This is a genomic window from Paenarthrobacter sp. MSM-2-10-13 (genome assembly GCF_011605365.1).
Classification (GTDB): Bacteria; Actinomycetota; Actinomycetes; order Actinomycetales; family Micrococcaceae; genus Arthrobacter.
The window spans coordinates 202,819-228,333 of sequence record NZ_JAAOXO010000005.1 but is presented as its reverse complement, the minus strand read 5'-3'; the positions used below and the strand labels follow the sequence as shown (position 1 = coordinate 228,333).

Below are 25,515 nucleotides of genomic sequence, written 5' to 3'. Positions count from 1 at the left end.
CCGAACCGGTGTCATGGAATACATCGAGGGCTGGTACAACCGCCGCCGGCCCAACCGCCGAGCCGGCGGCATACCACCAGCCAAAGCCCACACCAACTACCAAACCCGCGCCCAGCAACCCCTGGCCTCCTAACCAAAAACAACAACGAGACCTGTCTCAAAAACTTGACGACCGCATGCCGGGAATTGGGCGGGAAGAGGAAGGGATAGGCGGAGGCAATCCGTTAAACAGCTCTGTCATCCCTTGGGTGCCCCATCGTTACGCAGGGTCCCTAGGCGCTGTAGAGCCCCCTTGCAGCGCCGTGTAGTCCAGACCCCTCTGCATCCCGCATGGGAGCCTCAGGGTGCGTGTGCACGATCCTCCCTTGCTCTACAAGCCTTCCCTGGCAGTCAGGGTGCTTGAGCCTAGACCAGGCTGTAGAAGGTGGCGTGGACGGCGAAGAGGGTCATCGTCAAGGCGCGTTAGAGCACCCTAGCCGGCCGCATCCCCGTCTAGAGCTCTGGAGCGCTCCGGAATCGAAGCGCTGTGTAATTGTGAGTGGTTGAGGATGCCGAGGTACCCGTCACTGCTGTGGACGACTAGATTTCTCACCGTCGTTGTTCCCTGCATTTTGGGCTTTCATCGATGAAAAGTCATGCTTTGCGTTGCCACATCTGCTGTAGCTCACGCGCTAGTGCGCCGAATTGATCTTCAAGCGGAGATTGGAAAAGGGGAAGAATGCACGTTGCTTTGACGACTGGAAGGCGCACCACTATCTGGATATCGTCGTACGGCTCCTGGCCCAAGGACCCTGTTGGCTAAGACTCGCTATGAGGTCCCTGACGTCGTAACCAGGTGACATTGTTTCACGTGAAACGGGCGCGATTTCATAGTCGACCGCAGGAGATATCGCCGGGTTTGTCGGAAGCTTGTTGATCGGACACCTCGCTGTTTCACGTGAAACATATGTTCCGCTTGAGTAGGCAGGTGCTCCGTGAATTGATCCGCCTATTCAGGCCTTCCCGGGACTACCCGTGCTCACGAGCAGGTTGAAGGCCCGACTCCCCAACACAACTTTGCTTGTGCTCATTCGAGATCAACGGCAGCGCTGGGCTTTCTGCGGGCTACTCAGCCCTCCCCTGGTCACACCTCTCCCGGCGAATCGACAGTAATAGAAAAATTGGGCTCAGCATCTATCAGAAGAGCCCCACCCAACACTCTCTGCGGACCCCCAATAGATGAACAAGGGACCACATGGTTTCGTTCGAACTCGAGGATAGGGCTTGGGAGGATCGGGTCCGCGAGAGGGCCGGGGCAAGCCGCCTTTGACGAGAAAATGGACTTCCGAGTGGCCATGTGAGTGCGCGGTGTGGCTGGGAGGCTATCACTGCTGGGAAGGTAAGGAAGTTCTCCCTACCCCAGGTCAGGAGAAGTTTCTCGCGAATTCCCCTGAGCGTTGGAAGCCTCTCAGCGAAAGAACATTGCGAAAGCGACCCATTTTGGTTCATTCCTCTGAGAACAGCAAAAAACCGGCGGATCCCACTCCTTCTGGAGCAGGAACCGCCGGTTCTCGTCGGACTCAGCTAGTCCGATGGTTAGGACAGGACGTCCGCAAATTCCTTTTCAAAGAACTGCTTCGGCTTGGCGCCGATGACGGTGCTCTTAACTTCTCCCCCGCTGAACAGGTACACGGCAGGGATGGACGTGATGCCATACTCTGCGGCGATGGCGGGGTTGTCGTCGACGTTGAGTTTCACAACGTCAACCTTCTCGCTGTACTCAACGGAGATCTCATCGAGGATCGGGCCGAGCTTGCGGCAGGGGCCACACCACTCTGCCCAGAAGTCCACGATGACCGGCTTCTCGGAAGCCAGAACATCCGTGCTGAAGCTTGCGTCAGTTACGTCTTTTGCGTTGCTCATAACTTTTCCCTTCGTATGGTTGCTTGAATGCAGCTTTAGGAGTGCAGGTCTGCGAGGTAGTGCTCAACATCGAGGGCAGCCACACAACCTGAACCCGAAGCCGTGATGGCCTGGCGGTAGGTGGGATCGATGACATCGCCCGCGGCGAAGACACCCTTGATGTTGGTCCGGGAGCTACGGCCCTCCACAGCAATGGTTCCCTCAGGAGTCAGATCAACCTTGCCCTTGATCAGGTCCGTGCGGGGATCATTGCCAATAGCCACGAAGACGCCGGTGACTGCGAGCTCGGACTCGGTACCATCGAGCAGGTTCTTCAGCTTCAGGCCGGTGACCTTGTCCTCGCCGAGCACATCCTCAACGGCCGTGTTCCAGACGAAGTTGATCTTCTCGTGAGCCTGGGCACGGTCACCCATGATCTTCGATGCCTTGAGGGTATCGCGGCGGTGGACAACCGTAACGGACTTCGCGAACTTGGTCAGGAACAGTGCTTCCTCCATGGCAGAGTCTCCGCCACCGATCACGGCAATGTCCTGATCTTTGAAGAAGAAACCGTCGCAGGTTGCACACCAGCTAACGCCGTGGCCGGAAAGGCGCTTTTCATTGGCCAGACCGAGCTCACGGTATGCCGAACCCGTGGACAGGATGATGGCCTTCGCCTGGAAGGTCTCCCCCGTCCCGATGGTCACGGTCTTGATGTCGCCGTCGAGATCCAGTGCGGTGACATCCTCGAAGAGGATCTCTGTACCGAAACGAGCGGCCTGCTTCTCGAAGTTCTCCATGAGGTCCGGACCCATAATGCCCTCGGGGAAACCCGGGTAGTTCTCAACGTCCGTGGTGTTCATCAGTTCGCCACCAGCAGTGACCGAACCGGCAATGAGCAGAGGCTTCATGTTGGCACGGGCGGTGTAAACAGCGGCTGTGTAGCCAGCGGGGCCTGAACCTACGATGATGACGTCACGCACCTGCGATGCGCTGTTTTCTGCAATGCTCACTTGGCGTGAACCTCTTCCTTAGTCGATGCTGCGGCTTTCGGGGCAGCCATCTGACTCAACCCCTGTTGCGTTCCAAATATTCCGTTGGAGTTGAGGACCGTGAAGGCCACCATCATTCAGGGTACCGTCTGCACGCATAGCGAATCTAAGCGTTGACACTGAACTGAGTAGCAGTTGAGGCCGTTTTGATAAGTCAAAACGGCCTCAACTGCTACTTAGTTGGGTGCTGCTACTGAACGGTGACCTCTGCCAGGCGCAGACCGAATCCGAAGCGCGTCTTCGGGGCGGCTAGCTTGGGAAGGGCGCTGATGACCACAATGACGTACTGGGTCTGCGTCGGTGCCGCAAGCGGCATGGTCAGTTCAGGTGAGGTGAAGCTGTTGGTTCCCACCAGCTTGGCACCATCCATGGCAGGACGATCGTTGGTGTAGACGCTGATGCTACCGCCGGAGCCACCCAACTGGTTGAGGACAACGGATTTCACCTCTGTGGGTTCCTTGAGCTTGACCACCAGCGGCATGTCTTCGAAGAGCCCGCCCCAGTTGGCCGACGCAAATTCCATATCTGACCAGTAGCTGGCGGCGTTGCCGTCAAAGGCCCTGGCAAGGTCCTTGTCATAGGTGGCAGCGAAGGGGAAGTCGCCCAGGCGGGTGATCCCTTCGATGGCCGGCGGCGCGGCAGGCGCCGGGGCCTCGGTTGGCTCAGGCTCCTCAGTCTCCGGGGCGGAGGTCTGAGGCGCGGGTGTGCTTTGCGTTGCAGCCGGTGCCCCGCTCGGCAGGAGGCTGCCAAGGTTGGTGACAGCAAGGACGAGTCCCACCACCAAAACGGCGGCAAGGAGGCCACCTACCAGCCAGCGAAGGGAACGCGGCTCCTTCTCAGGAGCATCATCCTCGTAAACTTCCTCGTCCTCGTAGTCATCGGTTACAGCGGAGGATGCCGGGAAGGTGTTCGCCGTCCGATCGTAGCCGGAGCCGTTGCCGCGGCTTCCGAAACCACCAGCAGCTGCACCGGCAGAGCCAGCTGCTGCTCCTCGGTCGCTAAACCCGTAGTCCTCTTCGGACCATAGCGAAACCTTGGGTTCCGTACGCGAATCGCGGCTGACAGGCTCACGTGTAGCAGGCTCAGGGCTGGCAGCTTGCGAGGAAACGGCTTGGGTGGGAGGCTGCGACGCGGTAGCAGGCGACGCTCCGTTCCCAGCGTTGGCAGAACCAGCGTTGGCAGAACCAGCGCCGGAAGCACCGGCAGAACCGTTCGCGGCAGCACCGGCGTCGTTGTTCTTGGAACCCGCGTGCTTCAGCGCCGCAGCGGCGGCAATGCCCGCTGCCCCGGCTCCGGCTGCAGCCGCAGCGAGCTTGCCCGCGATGCCGCTCTTGGGCGAGGACGGGCTGGACGAAGGCATGGGCGGCACGTGCGGCGCTGCTCGTGTTGGCGCGGCAGGCTCAGACTCCGGCTCGTCATACTCCGACGGGATGGGGTATCCGTTTTCGTCGTACTGGATGTATTCGGCTTCGTGCTCGTCATCCTCGTACAGGCCGTCGTACGTCTCAGGCTCATAGGTCCGCGGCTGCCCGAAGATTTCGCTACCGAGCGTCTCTGTGAAGAAGGGCTCGATGTAAGGCGGGTTGGTGGCAACCACCAGGTCCAGGAGGTCCGGGGCGGTGCTGTGGTTGGTGATCAGGTAGGTGGTGTTCTCACTGATGCCAAGGTCCAGAATCTGAACGTGGCCCGGACGCTCCCCTGTGGCTACTTCGCGGGCGCTCTGGGCCACTTGCTCAGCATTTCCAGGACCGGCAACAAGGATGCTCACGGGACGGTTGAGGACCTGGTCCACGCCGTCGAGCACCTGATCTTGGTCATGCGAGGTCAGTACATTGGCCGTGACCTTATAGCGGCCGCCAAGTACTGATCCGACGTCGATCGGGTGGGACACGTGTTCCTCCTAGGCTGTCCGGGAGCTGCGGTCCTGCGCATGGCGCACCCGGCTGACCGGTTGTGCCACTTCTGCAACTACCTATATTCGTTTCTAGCCTAGCGGATTGAGGTCCGCCGCCCACGTTGGCGGCACCGGCTTACTTCCTGTGGTTTCCACGCGCGGGGAAGTAAGGATTCTGTCCGGCGTCGCCCTGGTAGGTGCGTCGACCCGGCAGCGGGACCTGTGGTTTGAACTTGCCGCCACGGGCTGTGCTGGGAGTGTCCTCCTCAGGAAGATACGTCTTGGGCGCCTCGGGCGAGTCTTCGGTGGGTTCGGCGGCGCGCTGGGGTGCAAGCGACGGCCCGGCCCTGAAGGAAGCGGCATCGAACTCACCGGAGATGCGCGGAATCAAACCGGTATCGTCCGAGACCGTGGCGCGTGCCGGCGTCGTGGGTTCCGCGGGGGCGCCAACGGGTGCGGGAACACCGCGACCCAGACGACCCATGAGCGGACGCAGGAGGTCGCGCAGTTCGGTGACGTGGAAGACGCGCAGGAGGACCAGGTATGCGAGCAGCATGACAGGCCCGACGACGACTACGGTCACCAGGGCGGCCGGGCGGCTGCTCCATGCGAAGCCGTCGGCACGGTAGCTTCCCAGGAGCCACAGAGCCCCTGCGCCGGCAAGCGCGGAACCCAAGCCTGCGTAGCCCATGCGGATGTACGAATTGGCGATCCGGGGACCGTCGAGGTGACCGAGCAGGCGGCGCAGGAACACCACGCTGATCACCACGGAGAGAATGTTGCCCAGTGTGTAGAGGATGGCGATCGCGTAGATGATCTGTCCCACGGGAAGGAACTGGATGAAGAACGCGCCCACCACGTAAATCACAGCCAGCCACAACTGGACGTATAGGGGCGTGCGGGCGTCCTCGTTGGCGTAGAACACCCGCGACATCATGAAGTTGGCGCTCAGGAACGGTGTGCTCAGCGCGAGGATGGTGAGCGTCTGCGCCAGCATGACGCCGTCCTGCGGCTCGCCACCGGAGAAGAACATTCCCAGCGGGCCGGCCAACGCGAACAGCGCCAAGGCACCGAAAACGGTGGCAACGGCCATAGTGCGGAGGCCATGGGACAGGGCATCCCGCAGTTCGGCCTTGTTGCCGTCCTGCGATGCACGTGTCATGCGGTTGAAGAGAACGGTAGCCAAGGACAAAGCGATGATCGAGTGCGGCAACAGGTAGAGCTGGCTCGCGACTTCCAGGACGGCGTTGCCGGGCAGGACCGCCGCGGCCACGGTATTGCCCGCGTTGCTCAGACGGAGGCGCTCGGCACCGGGAATGGTGGCGATCCTCATGACGTACAGGAACGCCAACTGTCCGACGGCGGCGGTCGCCAGCGTCCAGACGCTCAGCTTTGCTGCCTGGCCGAGTCCAACGCCGCGCCAGCCGAACCGCGGACGCAGGCCGAGGCGCAGGCGGAAGACGGGGATGAGGAGAATGGCAGTCTGCGCGACCACACCGAAAGTGGAGAAGCCGGCAATCAGAAGCGTCTGCGTGGGCCCCCAATTGTCCAGGGTGTGGGGGTTGTAGACGTTCTCGCCCAGAAGCCAAATGAACATGCCCAGGCCTGCGATTGCCACAAGGTTGTTGAGAATGGGGGCCCACATGGCTGGGCCGAACGCTCCGTGGGCGTTCAGCACCTGCGTGAGAAGGGCGTAGAGCCCGTAGAAGAAGATCTGGGGTAGGCACCAGAAAGCGAAGGTCACTGCCAGGGCTTTTTGTTGTTCGGAGTAGCCCTGGGTGGTGAGGTCGATGACTAAGGGTGCCGCCAGTGTCACCAGCGCCGTCAACGCCAAAAGCACCAGTACTGCCAGTGTCAGCAGGCGGCTGATGTAGTCCGCGCCTCGGTCCGGGGCTTTGCTGGCCTTAATGATCTGTGGGACCAGGACGGCGTTAAACACGCCGCCGGCAACCAGCAGGAAGATCAGGTTCGGCAGGTTGTTCGCGTTAATGAACGTGTCATTGATGGTGGAACCCAGGCCGAGGGCGGCGCCGAGCATCCACGTTTTGGCGAAGCCAAGGAACCGGGAAACCAGCGTTCCTGCGGCCATGATGGCGCTGGAACGTGCTTCTCCGGACTGAACGGACTGGGTGGTTTTGGCTTCAGACATCGCCTTTATCGTCCCATGTACCCGGGTCAGAGATGTTCGGGCAGCACTTCCCGTGCCAAATCGGCGATGCGGCGTTCATTCGGGAAGGACAATTTTCGGGCCAGTTCCTGGATGGGAACCCAGGCGGCGTCAACGGCTTCCTGGTCCGGATCATTCTCGATAGTCAGCTCTCCACCCGTTGCCCGCAGAAGAAAATGGTGCACGGTCTTATGGACGCGGTGGCCGCTCACGGTGAACCAGTAGTCGATGCTGCCCAGGGGCGCCAGGATGCTGCCTTCGATGCCGGTTTCCTCGGCGATCTCGCGTACAGCGGCTTCCTCGTTGTTCTCGCGACCTTCCGGGTGGCCCTTCGGGAGGCACCACTCAAGCCGGCCGCCCCTGTTAAGGCGGGCGATGATCGCAACCCGGAGTTCGCCGTCGGACGTGTCTACTACTACACCGCCGGCTGACACTTCCTCCACAGTGGGAAGCGAGGCCTGCACCGGGTGCTGCTGGGCAGGCGCGACGTGTGCACCGATTGCCGACGGCAACGGTGCGTTTGTCCTCCTGCCAGGAGCGCTCGGGATCGGGTTGGCCATGAGGTCCACTCTAACGACTCTTGCCCCGGAGTGATGACCGGGACATGGCCACAAGATGGACTACGGGCGATGGTCTGTGGACACATGCCTGATTTCGCATGGAACAGTGGCCCACTGCCGAGTAAAAATCTGCCAAGCTTAAGGGACTATGGCGCACGTATTGGACAGCTCTTCAGTTAACTTCACCATCGACCCGGTGGTGCTCGACCTCGGGCAGCGCTTTGTCGATGCCGGCTTCGAGCTGTCGCTGGTGGGTGGACCTGTGCGCGACCTCTTCCTGGGAAGGACATCCCCGGACCTCGATTTCACCACCGATGCAACGCCGGATCAGACTATTGGCGTCATCAAGAAGTGGGCGGACAACTTCTGGGAAATCGGCCGTGCTTTCGGCACGATCGGGATGAAGAAGAGTGGTTTCCAGATCGAAATCACCACGTACCGCGCCGAAGCTTATGATCCCGATTCGCGGAAGCCCGTGGTGGCGTTCGGCAACTCCCTGAAGGACGACCTCCTGCGCCGCGACTTCACCATCAACGCCATGGCGCTGCGGTTGCCCAGCCTTGAACTCGTGGATCCGTTCGGCGGCGTCCGCGACCTCCACGCCTCGGAGCTCGCCACGCCGGGCGCTCCTGAAGCGTCCTTCTCGGACGATCCCTTGCGCATGATGCGCGCGGCCCGTTTCGCTTCCCAGCTCGGCGTGTCGGTCCACGACGACGTCCGGCTCGCCATGTCCCAAATGGCCGACCGCATCAAGATCATTTCCGCTGAGCGGGTCCGTGAAGAGCTGGTCAAGCTCATTAACGGGGCCCACCCCCGGGTTGGCATTGATCTCCTGGTGGATACCGGGCTCGCGGAATTCGTTCTCCCTGAAGTTTCCGCCCTGCGCCTCGAAGCCGATGAGCACCACCGCCATAAGGATGTGTACCAGCACTCACTGCAGGTGCTGGAGCAGGCTGCCGCCCTGGAAACGGGTCCAGACGGCGCCGTGCCCGGCCCCGATTTTGTGTTGCGGTTCGCTGCGTTGATGCACGACGTCGGCAAGCCGGCTACGCGCCGCTTTGAACCGGGCGGCGCGGTGAGCTTCCGCCACCACGATGTTGTTGGTTCGAAGCTGACAGCCAAGCGCATGAAGGCGCTGCGTTTCGACAACGAGTCGATCAAAGCAGTTTCCCGACTTGTTGAGCTGCACATGCGGTTCTACGGCTACGGCGATGCCGGCTGGAGTGACTCCGCAGTCCGCCGCTACGTGACCGACGCCGGTCCCTTGCTGGAACGCCTCCACCGCCTCACACGGTCCGACGTCACCACGCGTAACCAACGCAAGGCCGACCGCCTGTCGTTCGCCTACGATGACCTTGAGCACCGCATCTCGAAGCTGCTGGAACAGGAATCACTGGCGGCTGTCCGGCCTGACTTGGACGGAGCGCAGATCATGGCGCTTCTGGGACTGAAGCCTGGCCCCGTGGTGGGGAGGGCCTATAAGTTCCTTCTGGAAGAGCGGATGGAACACGGACCACTGTCCCCCGAGGAAGCCGAGCAGAAACTCTTGGCATGGTGGGAAGCGCAACCCGAGTCCGCCGTCGTCGAGCCATTGACCGAAACTGAGGAGCCCTCATGAACGCTGCGACTTCACCGCGTCCGCAACTCTGGATCCTTCGCCACGGCGAAACCGAATGGTCCAAAAGCGGCCAGTACACCGGTCTGACTGACCTTCCCCTCACCGTTGAGGGCGAGCAGCAGGCTGTTGAGGCACGCAAGGTCCTGGAAGGCATCGACTTCGACCTCGTCCTGACCTCGCCGCTGCGCCGCGCCCGCCGCACGGCAGAACTCGCAGGCTACCCGGAGGCCGTCCATGAGCCGCTGGCAGTGGAATGGAACTACGGCGACTATGAAGGCATCAGCTCGGACCTGATCCGCAAGGACAACCCGGACTACCTCATCTGGACAGATGGCGTCCCCAACGGGGAAACCCTGGATGAGGTTGCTGCCCGGGCCGACAAGATCATTGGACGAGTCCTGGAATCAGGAATGGACAACGTTCTGATAGTGGCCCACGGTCATTTCTCCCGCATACTTACCGCCCGCTGGCTCGAAATGGATGCAAGCGAAGGCCGACACTTCATTCTGGGAACGGCCAAAGTGTGCACCCTCGGCTGGGATAAGCGGACGCCTGCAATTGTGCGTTGGGGACTATAAAACTCGTATTTAAAGAAAATTTAGGCGAATTAGCTAATTTCGCTGGTCAAACTCCAGCTACATGGGGTAGCTTATATCTTGTTCCCAGAGCGACCCGCCGGGAACAAGGCGCGCATTCACCGGTACAGTCAACCGGGACAATGCCACAGCAGGCTGTAAAGGCCGGAAGGAGGTTGGGAAAAATGATTACTTTGACTAGCGGACGGAAGTTGACCGTCACTGCTACCCCGGCCTCTGCTGATGACATGCGCCATTTTTGCTCTCTGACCCACTCCTGAATTACCGGACCGGCCTGTTGCCGGCGGTATTCCTTAAGGCCCTCCTATCTTTGGATGGCTGAGTAGTCAGTTGTAGGCGCGGACCCACGCAGCATGCCGCGGGTGCGCAGTTTCCCCATAGTTCGGAACCAGCTTCTTGTTGGGTCGGCTGCCGGAAGCACGCGCTATTGCACGACGAATCCCTTTTGGGTTCAGTCCGCGAATCCCCTTTATTAGCCTCGGTTATTTATGCCCTTTTAGCCTGGATTTCTTGTGAATTCATATGGCTCTAATTGGTGCGTCTAAATTCCGACTACATATCTCCCGAAAGGAGGTGAACCATGCGAAAACGCCCTGAAGAAATGCGGTTCGTCAAGAGCACCAATGCTCCCAAGGACCGCACCCTGTTCAACGGCCAGTTGCTTGACCAGCGCCGTGAAGACGTCTACGTTGTCCTGCACCAGATGGGACTCATCCGCTGATGCCCAACGGCTGAGCCCGAAGGAGTTCAGATGCCACACATTCATGCTGAACCTCAAGGAGCCCACGCGGCTACGCGTGGGCTCCTCCCCTTTTAACGTGGGGAACCCCTGAACTCCTCATCTTGTGGAACCCCGGAGGACTGTAAGCTCGATCCCATGCAGGAGACGAAGCCTCACCGGCTGCAAAAACGTGCCCGCTTTGTGGTTCCAAGCCGCAGTGACTCCCTGCTTCGAAATTTCACTGAACTTGTGGGCGGTCCCCTGGGCAAGCACTCTTCCCCCGGGAAAATGACGTCCGGTCCGTTCACTGTGGAACGTGTCCTGATCATCCTCACCGTATTCGCTGCACTGCTGGCTGTGCTCGCCAAGGACTACTGCCGAGTCCGTGGCTGGGAGACTCCCGGCCAGTTTTATGCGACGTGCTATTCGGATTTTCCGGAGCTTTTCCGGAACCGCGGCCTGGGTGACGGTGCCCTTCCGTTCTTCACCCAAGGCAGCCTGTTCGAATACCCGGTGCTGATGGGCGTCATCGCCGGCATCACGGCCCTGCTCGTGCCCGGCCAAGGTGCTGGAAACGAGCGCGTGCTGGGCTACTTCGACATCAACGCAACACTGATAGTCGCCGTTTGGATCGTCACGGTGCTCCTGACCGCAAGGATCAACAGGCTCCGCCCCTGGGACGCCGCCATGGTGGCAGTGGCCCCGGGGATCATTCTGGCCGGATTCATCAACTGGGACATGTGGGCCGTGGGACTGCTGGCCCTGGCCATGTACTTCTTCTCGCGGGACAAGCTGATCCTGGCCGGTGTGTTCATCGGCTTAGGAGCGGCCACCAAGATGTATCCGGTCCTCCTACTTGGTGCAGTGCTGGTGCTGGCTTTGCGCACCGGCAAGCTGCGCGCATTCTTCATTACTGCTGGTACAGCCTTGGCATCCTGGCTGGCAGTGAATCTGCCCATAGCAGCACTGAATCCATCGGGATGGGGATACTTCTTCGAATTCAGCCAAAACCGCCCTGCCGGGTACAGCTCACCGTGGTTCGCTTACAACCTCGTGGCTGACCGGGTTCGCTGGGTTCAGATTGACGGCGCAACCGTCAACGCGCTGGCCCTGTCCCTGTTCGTCCTCGCGTGCGTCCTTATTGGTGCTTTGGCCCTCTGCTCCCCACGACGACCCCGGTTGGCCCAACTGATGTTCCTTCTGGTTGCCGCCTTCATTCTGACCAACAAGGTGTACTCCCCGCAGTTCGTCATATGGCTCATACCGCTGCTTGCCCTGGCCCGGCCCCGCTGGCGCGACTTCCTCATCTGGCAGGCGGCTGAGGGGCTCCACTGGGCGGCCGTCTGGATGTATTTGGGCCAAACAACCAGTGGCGGCTCCGTCCAGCACAACATCGACATGTCCTACTACGTCTTGGCCGTGGGATTGCATATGGTGGCCACCGCCTATCTCATGGCACGGGTGGTCATGGATATTTGGGATCCCGCCCAAGACCCACTCCGCGCCCATGGCGTGGATGATCCGCATGGGGGACCATTCGACGGTACCCGGGACTGGCTGCGGCTCGATGTGTTCCGCCCGTCACGGTCAGTCCTGCCGTGGCGTCCCCGGGCTACGGTGGAGACTACCGATCCCAAAGCACCCCAGCGTACGGAGGTAAACAGCGATGGTTGATGTCGCCGTCGTCGGTGCCGGTCCTAACGGCCTGGCCGCCGCAGTGGTGATGGCCCGCGCGGGCCTGAGCGTCCATGTTTACGAGGCCGCTGATGCGATCGGCGGAGGATCGCGGACCAGCGAGTTGATGGAGCCCGGATACCTCTATGACGTCTGTTCGGCCGTGCATCCCATGGCTGTGGCATCCCCCTTCTTCCGCGCTTTTGAGTTGTCGAAGCGCGTGGAATTGCGGCTGCCGGAGGTCCAGCACGGCACACCGCTGGACAGTGGAGGGGCGGCCCTGGCCTACCAATCCCTGGATCGAACGGTACAGGAGCTGGGCGTCGATGGGCAGGCGTACCGTCGGCTGCTGCAGCCCCTGCTGGAGCGCGTGGACGGGGTGGTGGAGTTTACGTCCAACCAACTCCTGCGCATTCCAAAGGATCCCATGGCGGCTGTCAGGTTCGGTTTGGCCACTCTGGATCAAGGGACGCCGCTCTGGATGCGACGATTCCGCGAGGATGCCGCACCGGCCCTGTTGACGGGTGTGATGTCCCACGCCCTTGGCTCGCAACCGTCCCTCAGTTCAACGGGTGCCGGACTGTTGCTCAGCGTGCTGGCCCACGCAGGTGGTTGGGTGATTCCTGTTGGCGGTTCGATGTCCATCGCCACAGCAATGGCTGACGACCTCAGGGCCCACGGTGGCACAATCCACGTGGGTGAGCGCGTGGACTCCTTGGACCAAGTCCGGCCCTCTAAGGCGATACTGCTGGATGTTGCCCCGCCAACTCTGGCGCGCGTGGGTGGTGCGGAAGTTCCAGACCGCTACCGCCGCGCGTTGGAAGCATTCCGATTCGGGAATGCAGCGTGCAAAGTGGACTTCATCCTCTCCGGGCCTGTTCCGTGGCGCGACCCCGGATTGGCTAAGTCCGGGACGGTCCACGTTGGAGGTTCGAGGCTGGCGATGGCCGAGTCGGAGAATCTAGTGGACATGGGCAAACACCCAACGGAGCCGTACGTTCTGGTGTCCCAGCCGTCGGTGGTTGATTCCACCCGGGCACCGGAGGGCCGCCACGTTCTGTGGTCCTATTGCCACGTACCTGCGAACTCCACCGTGGATATGGCCGAAGCCGTCATGGCTCGCATTGAGCGTTACGCGCCTGGCTTCCGCGACGTCGTGGTGGCATCGAAGACCACGACGGCGGCGGAACTGTCCGCATATAACGAGAACTATGTTGGGGGAGACTTCAGTGCAGGTCTGTTGGACCTGCGGGGCCTGGTGCAACGGCCGGTGGTCTCCAACGTGCCGTGGCGAACCCCCATTTCCGGCGTGTACCTGTGTTCCTCGTCTACTACGCCTGGGCCCGGAGTGACGGGAATGTCCGGGTATCACGCGGCAAGATATGCCCTCAAGGACATATTTAGAATGCGCGTACCTGGGCTAGGCGTAGGACTGTAACTACCCCTGACTACGCCGCCTCACCCACCTAGGTCGCAGCAGAGCGCGTTTTGAGGGGGGCTCAAAACGCGCACTGCTGCTAGTTAGTTGGGTTGCGCCGACGGAACCAAGGCGCGGCTGATGCGTCCGTCCCTCATAGTCGCGACGGCGTCGGTGAGGGGAAGGAACTCGGTGTCGTGAGTGACCATGACGGTGGCGGTGCGGAACTCGTTAGTGACCCGCCGGAGTAGCCGGACGATCGACTCGCTGCGTTCGTGATCAAGCGCGGCCGTTGGCTCGTCGACGAGGAGAACAGTAGGGCTCCCCATGAGGGCCCTGGCAATATTCACCCGCTGGCGTTGGCCGCCGGATAATTGGTGTGGGCGCTTATGCGCAGCGTTGGACAGGCCAACGACCTCCAGCAGCTCAGCTGCTTTCTCCCGTTCTCCGCGCACACGCCTGCCCCGGAGGTGCTCACGTATCAGCAACTGCTCGACGGCGGTCAGTGCCGGTAGCAGGTTGGGTTGCTGGAAGATGATGCCCACCTTGTCCCGGCGAAGGGCCGTGCGTTCGGCGTCCGAAAAGGCGGTGACGTCCTCTTCGTCGATGATCACCAGCCCGGCTGTGGGCTTCACGAGGGTCGCCGCGACGGCGAGAAGTGAGGACTTGCCGGAACCGGAGGGTCCTACAAGGGAGAGGAATTCGCTTCTGTGCACGCTCAGGTTGACGGCGTCCAGCGCCTTGAGGGTTGAGGTGCCGTCCGGGTATTCGAGGGAAACGTTGACCAGGTTCAATGCTGTACTCACGATGCATGCCTTTCTAGGAATGTTTTAGTTGCCGCCGAGTGCCAACAGCGGATCCACTTTGGTGACGCTTCTTACCGCCAGGACTGCGCCCGCCAGGCCCAGGAGGATGATTCCTGCAATAGGCAGCAGCGTGGTCATGGGTGTGATCAGAAAAGGTGCGGCCTGGGCCGCAAACGTTCCGCCGGCCAAGCCCAGAAGACCGCCCACAGCCGCTCCTACCAGCAGCACCATGGCCGCCTGGGTGAGGGCGTCCCGCAACGCATAGCCGGACGAAGCCCCCAACGCCTTGAGGACGGCGATGTCGCGTGTGCGCTGCACTGTCCACACTGTGAGGAACGCGACGATCACCAAGGCCGAAATGCCGTAGAGGAATGCCTGCATCAGCATGAGTGAGCCGTTCTCGCTCTTGTACGAGGCAAGTGCCTGGAACGAACCCACGGGGTCCGTACTGACCGTGCCGGCCGACGCGTTGGCGGCGTCGAGGTCCACGGAAGCTCCGGCGTCGAAGGTTGCGGTGATGACCGTTGCGGTGCCAGGTGCTGCGTGGGCGATGGTCCGCCAGGTCTCCAGCGTTGTCCACACCACGCCGGTGTGCGAGTACCACTGGTCCTCCACAACGGCTGAAACCGTCAGGTCTGTCCCGCCCGCACGAACCCGGCTGCCAACTTCCAGCGTCAGCTCTTTGGCCAGCGACTCACCCACCACCACCGTCCCGTCCTCCACAGCCGATGGAGCAATCGCGCCGCCAAAGACTGCGACGTTCGCGGTTCCGGTCGGGGTCCCCCCGCCACCCAACGACTGGAAACGGGTCTGGCTGATTCCCAGCGCCTCCGCGGACGTCACACCCGGCTGGTCCCGCCAGGCTCCGAGCTGAACAGGGGAAACTTCGGATTCGGTGTACGAGGCCTTTGGATCACCTCCGGCGGGTGCACCAAAAACAATCTGCTGCACAGGCAGGGCCCCCAGCGCGGACGTCGACTGGTTGCCCAGGCCTGCAGTCAGCCCGGAGAGCATGACCAGCAGCAACGTGATCAGGGCGACCACGCTGCCCATGAGCGCAAAACGACCCTTGGCGAAGCGGATGTCGCGGATGGCAAGAAACATCGGATTCCTTCGATTCAATGCGGGCTTGATCCCGGCTATCTCAACTCTTCCGGCGATAGGCCGCAGGGGCATCGGGAGCCGGATGGATCGGCTGGCATCGTGGGGTTGAACCGGCGATCATCCGAATGGTTGATTCAGGCCCTGGGGCGCGAAATTTGGTTTATGGAGGGAGCGCCGGGGATACGCTGTGAAGCATGCAGTCTCCCGCTGGCGCCGCCACAATCCTCCGCGTGCTGCGCGTGAGCCTTCATCTGGGTTTCGCGGTTCTGCTGCTGGTGGCCGTTGTCCGCTTGGTGACGGGAATGGGAACCAACGGTCCGGCGTCGGCTGTTGCTGTGATTGCCGGACTAAGTCTTTCGGCCCTGCTGGCATTGGTGTACCTCAGCGGGACTCTCTTGGAAAAACGCCATGCAAGCCATCCCACCCGGTTCAATCCCACACCCTACGCACGCTGGTGGCTTGGCGCGGTGATGCTCCTATGGCTGCTGCTCCTCCTGGTCAGCAGCGACTTCGCATGGGTTGCCTTCCCCTTGTTCTTCCTGCAACTGCACCTGCTCCCCCGCGCGCTTGCTTTGCCCGCGATTGCTGTGAGCACTGCGCTTCTGGTGGGCACGCTGTGGTTCCATAGCCGGGGTTCGTCCGACGGCGGCCTGCAGCTTGCGATGGTCCTTGGACCGGTGTTCGGGGCAGCATTCGCGGTGGTCACGGGCTTGGCCTATCGCGCTTTGTTCGTCGAAGCCGAGAATCAGCGCGCTGTTGCCGACGAGCTTCGCAGAACCCGCGCCGAACTCGCACAGACACAGCACGACGCCGGAATGCTGGCCGAACGCGAACGGCTTGCCCGGGAAATCCACGACACCTTGGCGCAGGGCTTCTCAAGCATTGTCCTGATGGGCAGGTCCGCCGAGAAAGCGTTGGACGATGGCGACGCCAGTGCTGCACGGGAGCGGCTACGAACGGTTCAGGACACGGCGTCTGCCAATCTTGCCGAGGCGCGGAGCTTTGTGCGCGGCCTGCGTTCGCCGGATCTTGAGCGCTCGGGACTCGTGGATACCCTCAGCCGCCTCTGTGAGAAAACGGAGACTGAGGCGGCTGCCCGGGGGTCCGCGCTGCGCTGCCGCTTCGAGCTGGTGGGTACGCCCATGGAACTGCCGAATACGTACCAGACCACCCTGCTCCGGGCCGCGCAGGCTTCCCTCGCCAACGTATGGGCGCACGCCCACGCGCGCACCGCCGTCGTGACCCTGTCTTTCCTGGGCGCTGAGGTGACCTTGGACGTTTTCGACGACGGGATTGGATTCGAGCCCTCGACGGCGGCCGGTACGGCGCGTGGCGACGGAACCGGCGTCGGGCTTCAAAGTTTGCGGGAGCGGTTGGCGGCACTGAACGGCAGCCTGGAGATTGAGTCGGCGCCGGGTGAGGGGACCGTGGTTGCGATCCGGGTGCCGTTGCCGGCGGATGGGGGTGCCGCGTGAGTGAGATTCGGGTGTTGTTGGTGGATGACCACCCGGTTGTTCGGGCAGGACTGCGGGCCATGCTCGCCGACTTCCCGGGGGTGACCGTGGTTGCGGAGGCAGCTGACGGTGATGCCGCGCTGGTGGAACTCAGCAAGCTCAATACTTTGGGTGAGCCCGTGGACCTGGTGCTCATGGACCTGCAGATGGGCAGCGGCATGGATGGCGTAACGGCCACAGAGAGGATCAAGGCGGGTGCGGCCGGGACTCCCCCGCCGCCTGTGCTCATTTTGACCACCTATGACACAGACGCGGACATCCTCGCCGCAGTGGAGGCCGGTGCAAGCGGCTATATGTTGAAGGACGCACCGCCGGAGCAGATCCGGCAGGCCGTGTTGTCCGCGGCGGCCGGGCAAACCGCGTTGGCACCGGAGGTTGCGGCGCGGCTCATGGGGCGCATCCGGAATCCTTCCCCGGCTTTGAGCGCCCGGGAAGTCCAACTCTTGGAGCTCTTGGCAACGGGTATGAGCAACCGTGCCATGGCCAAGCAACTCTTCATTTCCGAGGCCACGGTGAAGACCCACTTGGTGCACATTTACTCGAAGCTCGGCGTGGACAACCGGACCGCTGCCATAGCCGTCGCGACGCAGCGCAGGATTATCCGCTCGCGCTGACTCTCCCCAACTGAGTCGCACCTGTGCGCGTTTTGAGCGCCCAAAACGCGCACAAATGCGACTCAGTCGGGTACGAATTTTGGTTAAACGGTTGACCTTTGATCCTTTTGCAGTGACGATTAGTGCACGTTTCGCTATGAGTTAGATCACAAAAAGTCACTCGTCGAAAGTTGGCCTCACATGTCCGCACCCACATTGGGCTTATCCGGCACTGCCCCCGGCAGCTCCGGACGCACCAAAAAGCTAGTCAGGAAGGCCGCTTCCCTCGGCCTAGCCTCGCTGCTCCTCGCAGGAACCATCCCCGCACTCACCTTTGCCGCGGCCGCCAATGCCGCTCCAGGTGATCCCGCGGCCATTAAAACCGTCACCCCCGAGGTACCCGTCGATGCCGCCGGAGTACCTCTCGGAGCGGTGACCGGGTTTACGCAGTCCGGCAACGTCGTCGACCTTTCCGCTGAGAAAGGCGCCATCCGCGTCACGTTCCTGGACGACGGCACTTTCCGCCTGGAAGCTGACCCCAGCGGAAAATTCACCGATCCCGCCAACACTGACCAAGGTGATCCCGCCCGGACCGCCAACATTGTGGTGGGTAAGGATAAGTTCCCCGGCGCCACCCCAACCGTGACCGACGGCGACTGGCTTGTCCTGAAGACCCCAAAGATCAGCATTGAGATCAACAAGGCCACCACCCAGCTCCGCGTTCTCAGGGCTGACGGCTCGGTGGTTCTGGAGGAGTCCGCCCCCATCACCTTCGGCGCCAACTCAGCTACGCAGCACCTCGCCCAGCAGGACGGCGAGCAGTTCATCGGCGGCGGCATGCAGAACGGCCGCTCCGTGCACACCGGTGCACTGATCAACATTGCCAAGAACTTCGACTGGGACGATGACGGCTACCCCAACGCCGTGCCGTACTACATGTCCTCCAAGGGCTACGGCGTTCTCCGCGACACCTTCGCCCGCGGCTCCTACAACTTCGGCGGCCAGCCCACCACCACGCATGAGGAAAAGCGCTTCGATGCCTACTATTTCGTGGGCGACTACAAGCAGTCCCTTGGCGCGTACACCACGCTGACCGGCAAGCCCATGATGCCCCCGGTCTACGCCTTGGAATACGGCGACGCCGACTGCTACAACCGCTCCAACCCGGGGTACTCCTCCTCGGGCTACGGTGATCCCGACGGTGCCAAGCAGCGCACGCCCGACGCCATCAAGACGGCCCGGAAGTTCGTGGAGAACGACATGCCCGCCGGCTGGATGCTGGTCAACGACGGCTACGGCTGCGAGTACCAGCAACTCCCGGAAACCGTGAGCAACATCGAGGAAGAAACCGACCTCAAGGTTGGCCTCTGGACGCAGCGTTCCCTGACCAACCAGGAGTACGAAGTGGGCGAGGCCGGCGTCCGGCTCCGCAAGCTGGACGTCGCGTGGGTAGGCCAGGGCTACCGCCAGGCGCTCACCGGTTGCGAGGCCGCGCACGGCGGCATTGAACAGTATTCCAACGCCCGTGGCACCTCGCTGATGGTGGAAGGTTGGGCCGGCTCCCAGCGCTGCGGCATGCAGTGGACGGGTGACCATTCAGGAAACCTCGACGCCGTCCGCTGGCAGGTCTCGGCCCTCACCGGCGCCGGCAACTCGGGTTTGGCATTCACCACGGGCGATGTTGACGGCATCTTCGGCGGTTCCGCTGAGTCGTACGTCCGCGATCTCCAGTGGAAGGCCTTCGCTCCGGCGCTGTACTCCATGTCCGGCTGGGCAGCCACTGACAAGCGTCCGTGGCTCTACGGTGACGAAGCCACGGCCATCAACCGCCAGTACCTCCAGCTCCGTCAGCAACTCATGCCCTTCATTTACACGCTGGCCCACGAGTCATCCACGAGCGGCGTTTCCATGATGCGCTCCATGGCTCTTGAGTTCCCTGACCAGGAATGGTCTTATGGCGCCGAGGCAAACAACCAGTTCATGCTCGGTTCCGACTTCCTGGTGGCACCCGTCTTTACCCAGACCGATGTCCGCAACGGCATCTTCCTCCCGGCAGGACACCAATGGGTGGATTACTGGACCGGCAAGCTCTACCAGGGCGGCCAGATCCTGAACGGCTACAACGCGCCGCTGGACAAGCTGCCGGTGTTCGTCCGTGCCGGAGCGGTGATCCCGCAAGGCATCGTGGCGCGCAACGCGTCCTTGGTTCCCGAAGATTCCATGATCACTTTGGACGTCTACGCCCAGGGCCAGGACACCTTCACGCTGTACGAGGATGACAAGGTCACCCGCGAATTCAAAGACGGAAAATCGTCCGGCCAGGTGTTCGCAGTGGACGCCCCGGGCAAGGGCAACAGCAGCGTCAAGGTCTCCATCGGTGAACGGAAGGGCGAGTACACCGGCAAGGCTGCTGCCCGTCCCTACGAGCTGAAAGTCCACGCCGGCGCAGCACCCAAGGACGTCAAGATCGGCGGCACCAAGCTCGCCCAGCACGCCACCCAGGCCGCCTACGCCGCAGCAGCAACCGGCTGGTACTTCGATGAGGCCAACAACGGCACCATCTGGGTGAAGACAGGGTCCATCGCTTCCAACCAGTCCGCCACAGTCCAGCTCCAGCAGGCCGGTCCGTTGGGCGGCAAGAGCCAGGAGGACACCGCAGCCGAGGTTCGTGTGACCACCGGCCAGCAGGTCTTCCAGGATCAGGAAACCACCGTCACCGCGGCTTTCGTGAACACTGGAACCAAGGCAAAGAGCAACGTGGTGCTGACTCCGGTGCTCCCTGAGGGCTGGACTGTGGTCTCTTCCTCCGGCGCGACAGCCGCCAAGGTGGAAGGCGGCGCTGCTGCAACCGCCACGTTCGTTATCAAGCCGGGGACCAGCGCGAAGGCGGGCCAACAGACCGTTCGGGTATCGGCGTCGTACGCTTCTTCCGGATCCAACCAGTCTGTAACCGGCGGCAACCAGATCTATGTCGCCTACGGTTCCTTGGCAGCCGCCTACAACACCGTCTCGATCACCACCGTGGCGGGCAAGGCACTAGGAAACTTCGACGGCGGAGGGGCCACCTTCGCTGCCGAACAGCTGGCGGCCGCTACGGTTCCTGCCGGTGGAGTCCGGCCGGGCAGCACAGTAACGGTGGACGCCGGAAAACCGACACAGGTTGACTACACGTGGCCGGCCGTCGGACCCGATGTACCCAACTCGGTGGCACTGTCTGCGCAGACCATTGCCGTCAAGGGCAAGGGAACGCACCTGGCCGTGCTTGGATCCGCCGCGGTGGGCAATGGAACCAGCCCGGTTTTGACCCTCAGCTACGCGGACGGAACAACCGAGCAGCAGTCCATCTTCTTCCCCAACTGGTTGCAGCCGTCCGTCCTCAACGGGGCAGTGGTGGCCGTTTCCGAACAGGGTAGGAACAACGCCAACGGGCCGTCGCCGGAGTACACACAGTACAAGTACCAGGCGTTCTCCAACACGGTCCGGCTCAACCCCACCAAAGAGCTGGCCTCCGTCACCTTGCCCACCGACACTCGAGTGAAGTTCTTCGACTGGAAGGTGACATCTCAGCCACTGCCTGCCGTACCGCTTGGCTCGGTGTACGCCTCTGAAACGCCGTGGGTCCAAGCATTGAACGGCTACGGCGTGATCGGAAAGAACGTAGCCAACAAGGACTCGGCATCATCGCCGGACAAGCCGCTGGTCATCAACTACACCGATCCTGCAACCGGTCAGCAGCCTGTGTTCAGCAAAGGCCTGGGCGTCCACGCGGCATCCAAGATCACCTACTACCTTGGAGGGAAGTGCACCTCATTCACCTCCCAGGTGGGCCTTGAGAGCGGCTTCGGCGGCAACATCATCTTCAAGGTCAATGCCGACGGCGTGAACAAGTACCAGTCGCGGACGTACACTCCAGGATTCGCCCCTGAGGCCGTATCCGTGGACCTCACGGGTGCTGCATACGTGGAATTGGTGGTGGACCCCTCCGGATCCATCAACGGCGCTCATGGTGTTTGGGGTGATGCGAAGTTCACGTGCGCTTCGTAGCCTGACGTGCAGACCGCCGTCGCCCGCTGCCTCCGTCCGGGGCAGCTGGCGACGGCCGTCCGTCTAACGGGCACAACAAGAAAGTGTCAGGGGAACGGGGCATAATGTCGCAAATGGGGAAACTGAAAAAACATCGTCTTGTTCTTGGTCTCGTAACGCTCGTGATGGCCGGCTCGCTAACCGCCTGTGATGACGGCCGCGCCGGTGCGGAAGGGGCAGCGAAGCAGCTCGCTTCCTCTCTGTCAGCGCTCGACGTCGGTTCGCTCACCGTGGAGGGCAAGGACGCCGCCGCGGCCAACGAACAACTCAAAGCCGTGTTCGAGGGACTCGACGCCAAACCGGCAGTAGAGTCAGGCGACGTTAAGCTCGACGGCGACACCGCAACGTTCCCCCTCAAGTACAGCTGGAACATCGGCTCGGCAAAGTGGGAGTACAGCTCCGAAGCCACACTGAAGAAGGCCGGTGACAAGTGGGCTGTCCAATGGGCACCTGCACTCCTCGCCCCGGAACTTTCCGAGGGTGAAACCTTGTCCGTCAAGACTGTTCCCGCCCAGCGTGGCCAGATCCTGGGTGCTGGAGATGCCCCCATTGTTGAGGACCGTCCCGTCTTCCGCGTGGGCATCGACAAAACAAAGGTTCCGGCGGAGCAAGCCGACGCTTCCGCGCGTGCCATGGCTGCACTCCTCGGGTTGGACGCAGAAGAGTACGCCAAGCAGGTTGCTGCGTCAGGTCCGCAGGCATTCGTTGAAGGCCTCGTTCTCCGCGCGTACACGGCGGATATCACTGAAGCGAAAATTGAGGCCATCCCCGGCGGTTCAAGCATCCTTGACTCCATGGCCTTGGCGCCAACCCGCACCTTTGCCCGGGCATTGCTGGGCAGTGTTGGCCAAGCCAGTGCTGAACAAATTGAAAACTCCAATGGTGCGCTGCGTGCCGGGGACACCACAGGTACCGGCGGTCTGCAGCAGAAGTACGACTCATTGCTGCGAGGTAAAGATGGCGTGGAAGTCCTGGCAACTCCCGAGGTTAAGTCCGAAGGTGAGACCCCGGGCACCAAAGTGTTCTTCTCGTCCCTCCCGTCCCCGGGCACCACGCTGAAAACCACGCTGGACCTGAAACTCCAGCAGCTGGCGGAGGAAACGTTGGCCGGTGTTGGGCCCGCGTCGGCCATTGTTGCCCTTAAGCCATCCACCGGCGCTGTACTAGCCGCAGCGTCCGGACCAGGCAGCAACGGCTACAACACGGCCATGCTTGGCCAATATGCGCCGGGTTCCACCTTCAAGATTGTTGATTCCCTGGCCATGTTCCGCAACGGCGCCACCCCGGATTCCAAGGTTGAATGCCCCTCAACGCTGACCGTGGACGGCCGCACGTTCAAGAACGCCGAAGGGTATCCGGAAAGCTCCCTCGGCTCGGTGCCCCTCCGCGACGCTTTTGCGCACTCCTGCAATACGGCCTTCATCAACGCCAGGGATTCCATCAGCCAGGACCAGCTCGAATCCGCAGCACAGGCCTTGGGCGTGGCGGTTGAAGCTCCCAAGCTGGGGGCTGATGCGTTCTTGGGTTCGGTTCCCGGGGCTGCCGAAGGTACCGAGCACGCAGCTTCCATGATTGGCCAAGGCAAGGTGCTCTTTTCCCCGCTCTCGGCCGCGGTCATGGCAGCTTCCGTCGCCAACGGCGCACCTGTTTCTCCGCAACTCGTGCTGAACGCTGACGCCGCCCAGTCCCCGGCCGCCACCCAGAACCCCAGCTCCGGTGCCACTCCCACCGAAGGTGGCGCCGCGTCGCCGTCGTCCGCGTCCGCTTCAGTGAGCGCCGTTCCTGTGTCGCCGGCGTCCACCAAGCCGATCACCAAGGAAGAAGCCGCTGCACTGTCCGACATGATGCGGGCTGTAGTGACCTCAGGCCACGCTGGCTTCCTCGCCGAAGTTCCCGGTACGCCGGTGGGGGCCAAAACAGGCACCGCGGAATTCGGCAATGACAACCCACCAAAGACCCATGCGTGGATCGTGGCGACGCATGGGGATCTGGCGGTTGCCGTGTTCGTGGAAGAAGGCGGCTTGGGTGCCACTACCAGCGGACCCCTGCTGAAGTCGTTTCTCACCGCAGCCGGCTGACACCGCCGTCCAGTGCCAATCCGCCGCCATGGGAGGATTGAAACGTGGCCCATATTGACGTTTCCGGCATCGACTACTTCCTCTCCGACGGCACCCAGCTGCTCAACGGGGTGACCTTCAAGGTCCCCGATGGCACCAAAACGGCGCTCATCGGGCCCAACGGAACGGGCAAGACCACCCTGTTCAAGATCATCTCCGGTGACCTCACGCCGGACGAGGGTGTTGTTGGCCGCTCCGGCAACATGGGCATCATGCGGCAGTTCGTGGGCCAGGTTCGGGACGAATCCACTGTCCGGGATCTCCTCGTTTCCACGGCGCAGGCCAGCCTCGCAGCCGCTGCCAAGGCTGTGGAGGACGCCGAGCTGGCCATGATGGAGCACGACGACGAGCCCACGCAGATGAAGTATGCGCAGGCGATCGTGGACTGGGGAGACGCCGGCGGGTACGACGTCGAGACCGTCTGGGACGAGGTCTGCATGGCAGCCTTGGGGATTTCGTTCGACAAAGCGCAGTTCCGTCGCGCCTCCACCCTGTCCGGTGGCGAGCAGAAGCGCCTGGTCTTGGAAGCGCTGTTTGCCGGCCCTGACGAACTCCTGCTCCTCGACGAACCGGACAACTACCTTGACGTCCCTGGCAAGCGTTGGCTTGAGGGCAAGCTCAACGAGTCCAAGAAGACCGTGCTTTTCATCAGCCACGACCGCGAGCTGCTGAACAATGCTGCGGGTCGCATCGTGACGCTGGAGCCAGGCATTAATGGTGCCAGCGCGTGGATCCATGGTGGTGGTTTCGGCTCCTACGTTGAGGCGCGGGCGGACCGAAACGCCCGTTTCGAGGAACTCCGTAAGCGCTGGGATGAGGAGCATATAAAGCTCAAAGAACTCGTCAACATGTACAAGAACAAGGCCGCTTTCCGTTCCGATATGGCTAACCGGTACCAAGCAGCGCAAACCCGTCTGGCCAAGTTCCTGGAAGCCGGCCCACCCGAGGCCTTGCCGATCGAGCAGAACGTCAAGATGCGCCTCAAGGGTGGGCGAACAGCCAAGCGTGCCGTCGTGGCCGAGAAGCTGGAACTGACCGGTCTTATGAAGCCGTTCTCCACAGAGATCTGGTTCGGCGACCGCGTTGGTGTTCTTGGTTCCAACGGTTCGGGCAAGAGCCACTTCCTGCGCCTCCTGGCCACCGGCGGCACCGATCCCGAGCGTGAGCACCTGCCGGTGTCCGAGGTAGTGATTGCTGAAGTGCCGCATCAAGGCACCGTGAAGCTGGGTGCGCGCATCCGGCCAGGGTTCTTCGCACAGACGCATGTCCGGCCTGATCTGTTGGGACGGACGCTGCTCGAGATCCTGCACCGTGGCGACGAGCATCGTTCCGGACTCGCCCGTGAGGCCGCCGCCGGTGCCCTTGATTCCTATGGCCTGGCCGGCCAGTCCGAGCAGAAGTACGAGTCGTTGTCCGGTGGCCAACAGGCACGTTTCCAGATCCTGCTGCTGCAGCTGTCCGGCGCTACCCTCTTGTTGCTGGACGAGCCAACCGACAACCTGGACCTTCACTCGGGCGAGGCATTGGAGCGTGCCATCGACTCTTTCGAAGGCACCGTCCTTGCTGTCACGCACGACCGCTGGTTCGCAAAGTCCTTTGACCGTTTCATGATCTTCGGTTCCGACGGCAAGGTCTACGAGTCGGAGGAACCCGTGTGGGATGAGAAGCGGGTGGAGCGCGCCCGCTAGTTCCAACGGTCTCTCACATAACCGCCCCTT

Annotated in this window: 17 protein-coding genes; 10 read left to right on the top strand and 7 right to left on the bottom strand. The window is 62.0% G+C overall.

The window, feature by feature from the left end; translation table 11 throughout:
- Nucleotides 1-1,575: 1,575 nt before the first annotated feature.
- The 5 genes from trxA to HAV21_RS12975 form a co-directional block, all read right to left on the bottom strand.
- Complete coding sequence (gene trxA, locus HAV21_RS12995; RefSeq protein ID WP_014923339.1) at nt 1,576-1,902, bottom strand: thioredoxin; 327 nt, start codon at nt 1,900-1,902, stop codon at nt 1,576-1,578.
- 35 nt (nt 1,903-1,937) lie between these two features.
- Nucleotides 1,938-2,894, bottom strand: a complete 957-nt coding sequence (trxB, locus tag HAV21_RS12990) for a thioredoxin-disulfide reductase (RefSeq protein ID WP_166841995.1) — start codon at nt 2,892-2,894, stop codon at nt 1,938-1,940.
- 229 nt (nt 2,895-3,123) lie between these two features.
- The gene (locus tag HAV21_RS12985) at nt 3,124-4,824 is read right to left on the bottom strand and encodes an ABC transporter substrate-binding protein (protein WP_166841994.1); all 1,701 of its coding nucleotides are present in this window, start codon (nt 4,822-4,824) and stop codon (nt 3,124-3,126) included.
- 139 nt (nt 4,825-4,963) lie between these two features.
- Entirely contained in the window at nt 4,964-6,976 is a 2,013-nt protein-coding gene (murJ, locus tag HAV21_RS12980) for a murein biosynthesis integral membrane protein MurJ (protein WP_166841993.1), read from the bottom strand.
- A 26-nt stretch (nt 6,977-7,002) separates the two neighbouring features.
- Nucleotides 7,003-7,506 (bottom strand): NUDIX hydrolase, encoded by a 504-nt coding sequence (locus tag HAV21_RS12975; RefSeq protein WP_026005276.1) that lies wholly within the window; start codon nt 7,504-7,506, stop codon nt 7,003-7,005.
- Nucleotides 7,507-7,702: 196 nt separating this feature from the next.
- Here HAV21_RS12975 and HAV21_RS12970 point away from each other — a divergent pair, with 196 nt between their 5' ends.
- The 5 genes from HAV21_RS12970 (at nt 7,703) to HAV21_RS12950 (ending at nt 13,601) form a co-directional block, all read left to right on the top strand.
- Nucleotides 7,703-9,172, top strand: a complete 1,470-nt coding sequence (locus HAV21_RS12970; protein ID WP_166841992.1) for a CCA tRNA nucleotidyltransferase — start codon at nt 7,703-7,705, stop codon at nt 9,170-9,172.
- The gene (locus HAV21_RS12965; protein ID WP_142937308.1) at nt 9,169-9,750 is read left to right on the top strand and encodes a histidine phosphatase family protein; all 582 of its coding nucleotides are present in this window, start codon (nt 9,169-9,171) and stop codon (nt 9,748-9,750) included. The genes HAV21_RS12970 and HAV21_RS12965 overlap by 4 nt, the downstream gene beginning before the upstream one ends.
- Nucleotides 9,751-10,348: 598 nt before the next feature.
- Complete coding sequence (locus tag HAV21_RS12960) at nt 10,349-10,489, top strand: hypothetical protein (RefSeq protein WP_166841991.1); 141 nt, start codon at nt 10,349-10,351, stop codon at nt 10,487-10,489.
- A 156-nt stretch (nt 10,490-10,645) separates the two neighbouring features.
- Complete coding sequence (locus tag HAV21_RS12955; protein WP_208096773.1) at nt 10,646-12,163, top strand: glycosyltransferase 87 family protein; 1,518 nt, start codon at nt 10,646-10,648, stop codon at nt 12,161-12,163.
- Nucleotides 12,156-13,601 (top strand): NAD(P)/FAD-dependent oxidoreductase, encoded by a 1,446-nt coding sequence (locus HAV21_RS12950; protein WP_166841990.1) that lies wholly within the window; start codon nt 12,156-12,158, stop codon nt 13,599-13,601. The genes HAV21_RS12955 and HAV21_RS12950 overlap by 8 nt, the downstream gene beginning before the upstream one ends.
- Before the next feature lie 83 nt (nt 13,602-13,684).
- Here HAV21_RS12950 and HAV21_RS12945 read toward each other — a convergent pair whose 3' ends face one another.
- Together HAV21_RS12945 and HAV21_RS12940 are read right to left on the bottom strand one after the other, a co-directional pair.
- A complete protein-coding gene (locus HAV21_RS12945) occupies nt 13,685-14,386 on the bottom strand; it encodes an ABC transporter ATP-binding protein (RefSeq protein WP_166841989.1) in 702 nt (233 codons plus the stop codon).
- A 24-nt stretch (nt 14,387-14,410) separates the two neighbouring features.
- Nucleotides 14,411-15,490, bottom strand: a complete 1,080-nt coding sequence (locus tag HAV21_RS12940) for an ABC transporter permease (protein ID WP_208096771.1) — start codon at nt 15,488-15,490, stop codon at nt 14,411-14,413.
- A 194-nt stretch (nt 15,491-15,684) separates the two neighbouring features.
- Between HAV21_RS12940 and HAV21_RS12935 the strand changes: the two genes are divergently transcribed.
- From HAV21_RS12935 to HAV21_RS12915, 5 genes are all read left to right on the top strand, one after another.
- On the top strand, nt 15,685-16,965 hold the full coding sequence (locus HAV21_RS12935) for a sensor histidine kinase (protein WP_166841987.1): 1,281 nt from the start codon (nt 15,685-15,687) through the stop codon (nt 16,963-16,965).
- On the top strand, nt 16,962-17,618 hold the full coding sequence (locus HAV21_RS12930) for a response regulator transcription factor (protein WP_166841986.1): 657 nt from the start codon (nt 16,962-16,964) through the stop codon (nt 17,616-17,618). The genes HAV21_RS12935 and HAV21_RS12930 overlap by 4 nt, the downstream gene beginning before the upstream one ends.
- A 180-nt stretch (nt 17,619-17,798) precedes the next feature.
- Nucleotides 17,799-21,641: an NPCBM/NEW2 domain-containing protein gene (locus HAV21_RS12925; protein ID WP_166841985.1), complete on the top strand. Its 3,843-nt coding sequence runs from the start codon at nt 17,799-17,801 to the stop codon at nt 21,639-21,641.
- Between the two features lie 113 nt (nt 21,642-21,754).
- Nucleotides 21,755-23,758 carry a penicillin-binding transpeptidase domain-containing protein gene (locus tag HAV21_RS12920; RefSeq protein WP_166841984.1) on the top strand — a complete coding sequence of 668 codons (2,004 nt, stop codon included), beginning with the start codon at nt 21,755-21,757 and terminating at the stop codon, nt 23,756-23,758.
- Between the two features lie 44 nt (nt 23,759-23,802).
- Nucleotides 23,803-25,485, top strand: a complete 1,683-nt coding sequence (locus HAV21_RS12915; RefSeq protein ID WP_166841983.1) for an ATP-binding cassette domain-containing protein — start codon at nt 23,803-23,805, stop codon at nt 25,483-25,485.
- Nucleotides 25,486-25,515: the final 30 nt, after the last annotated feature.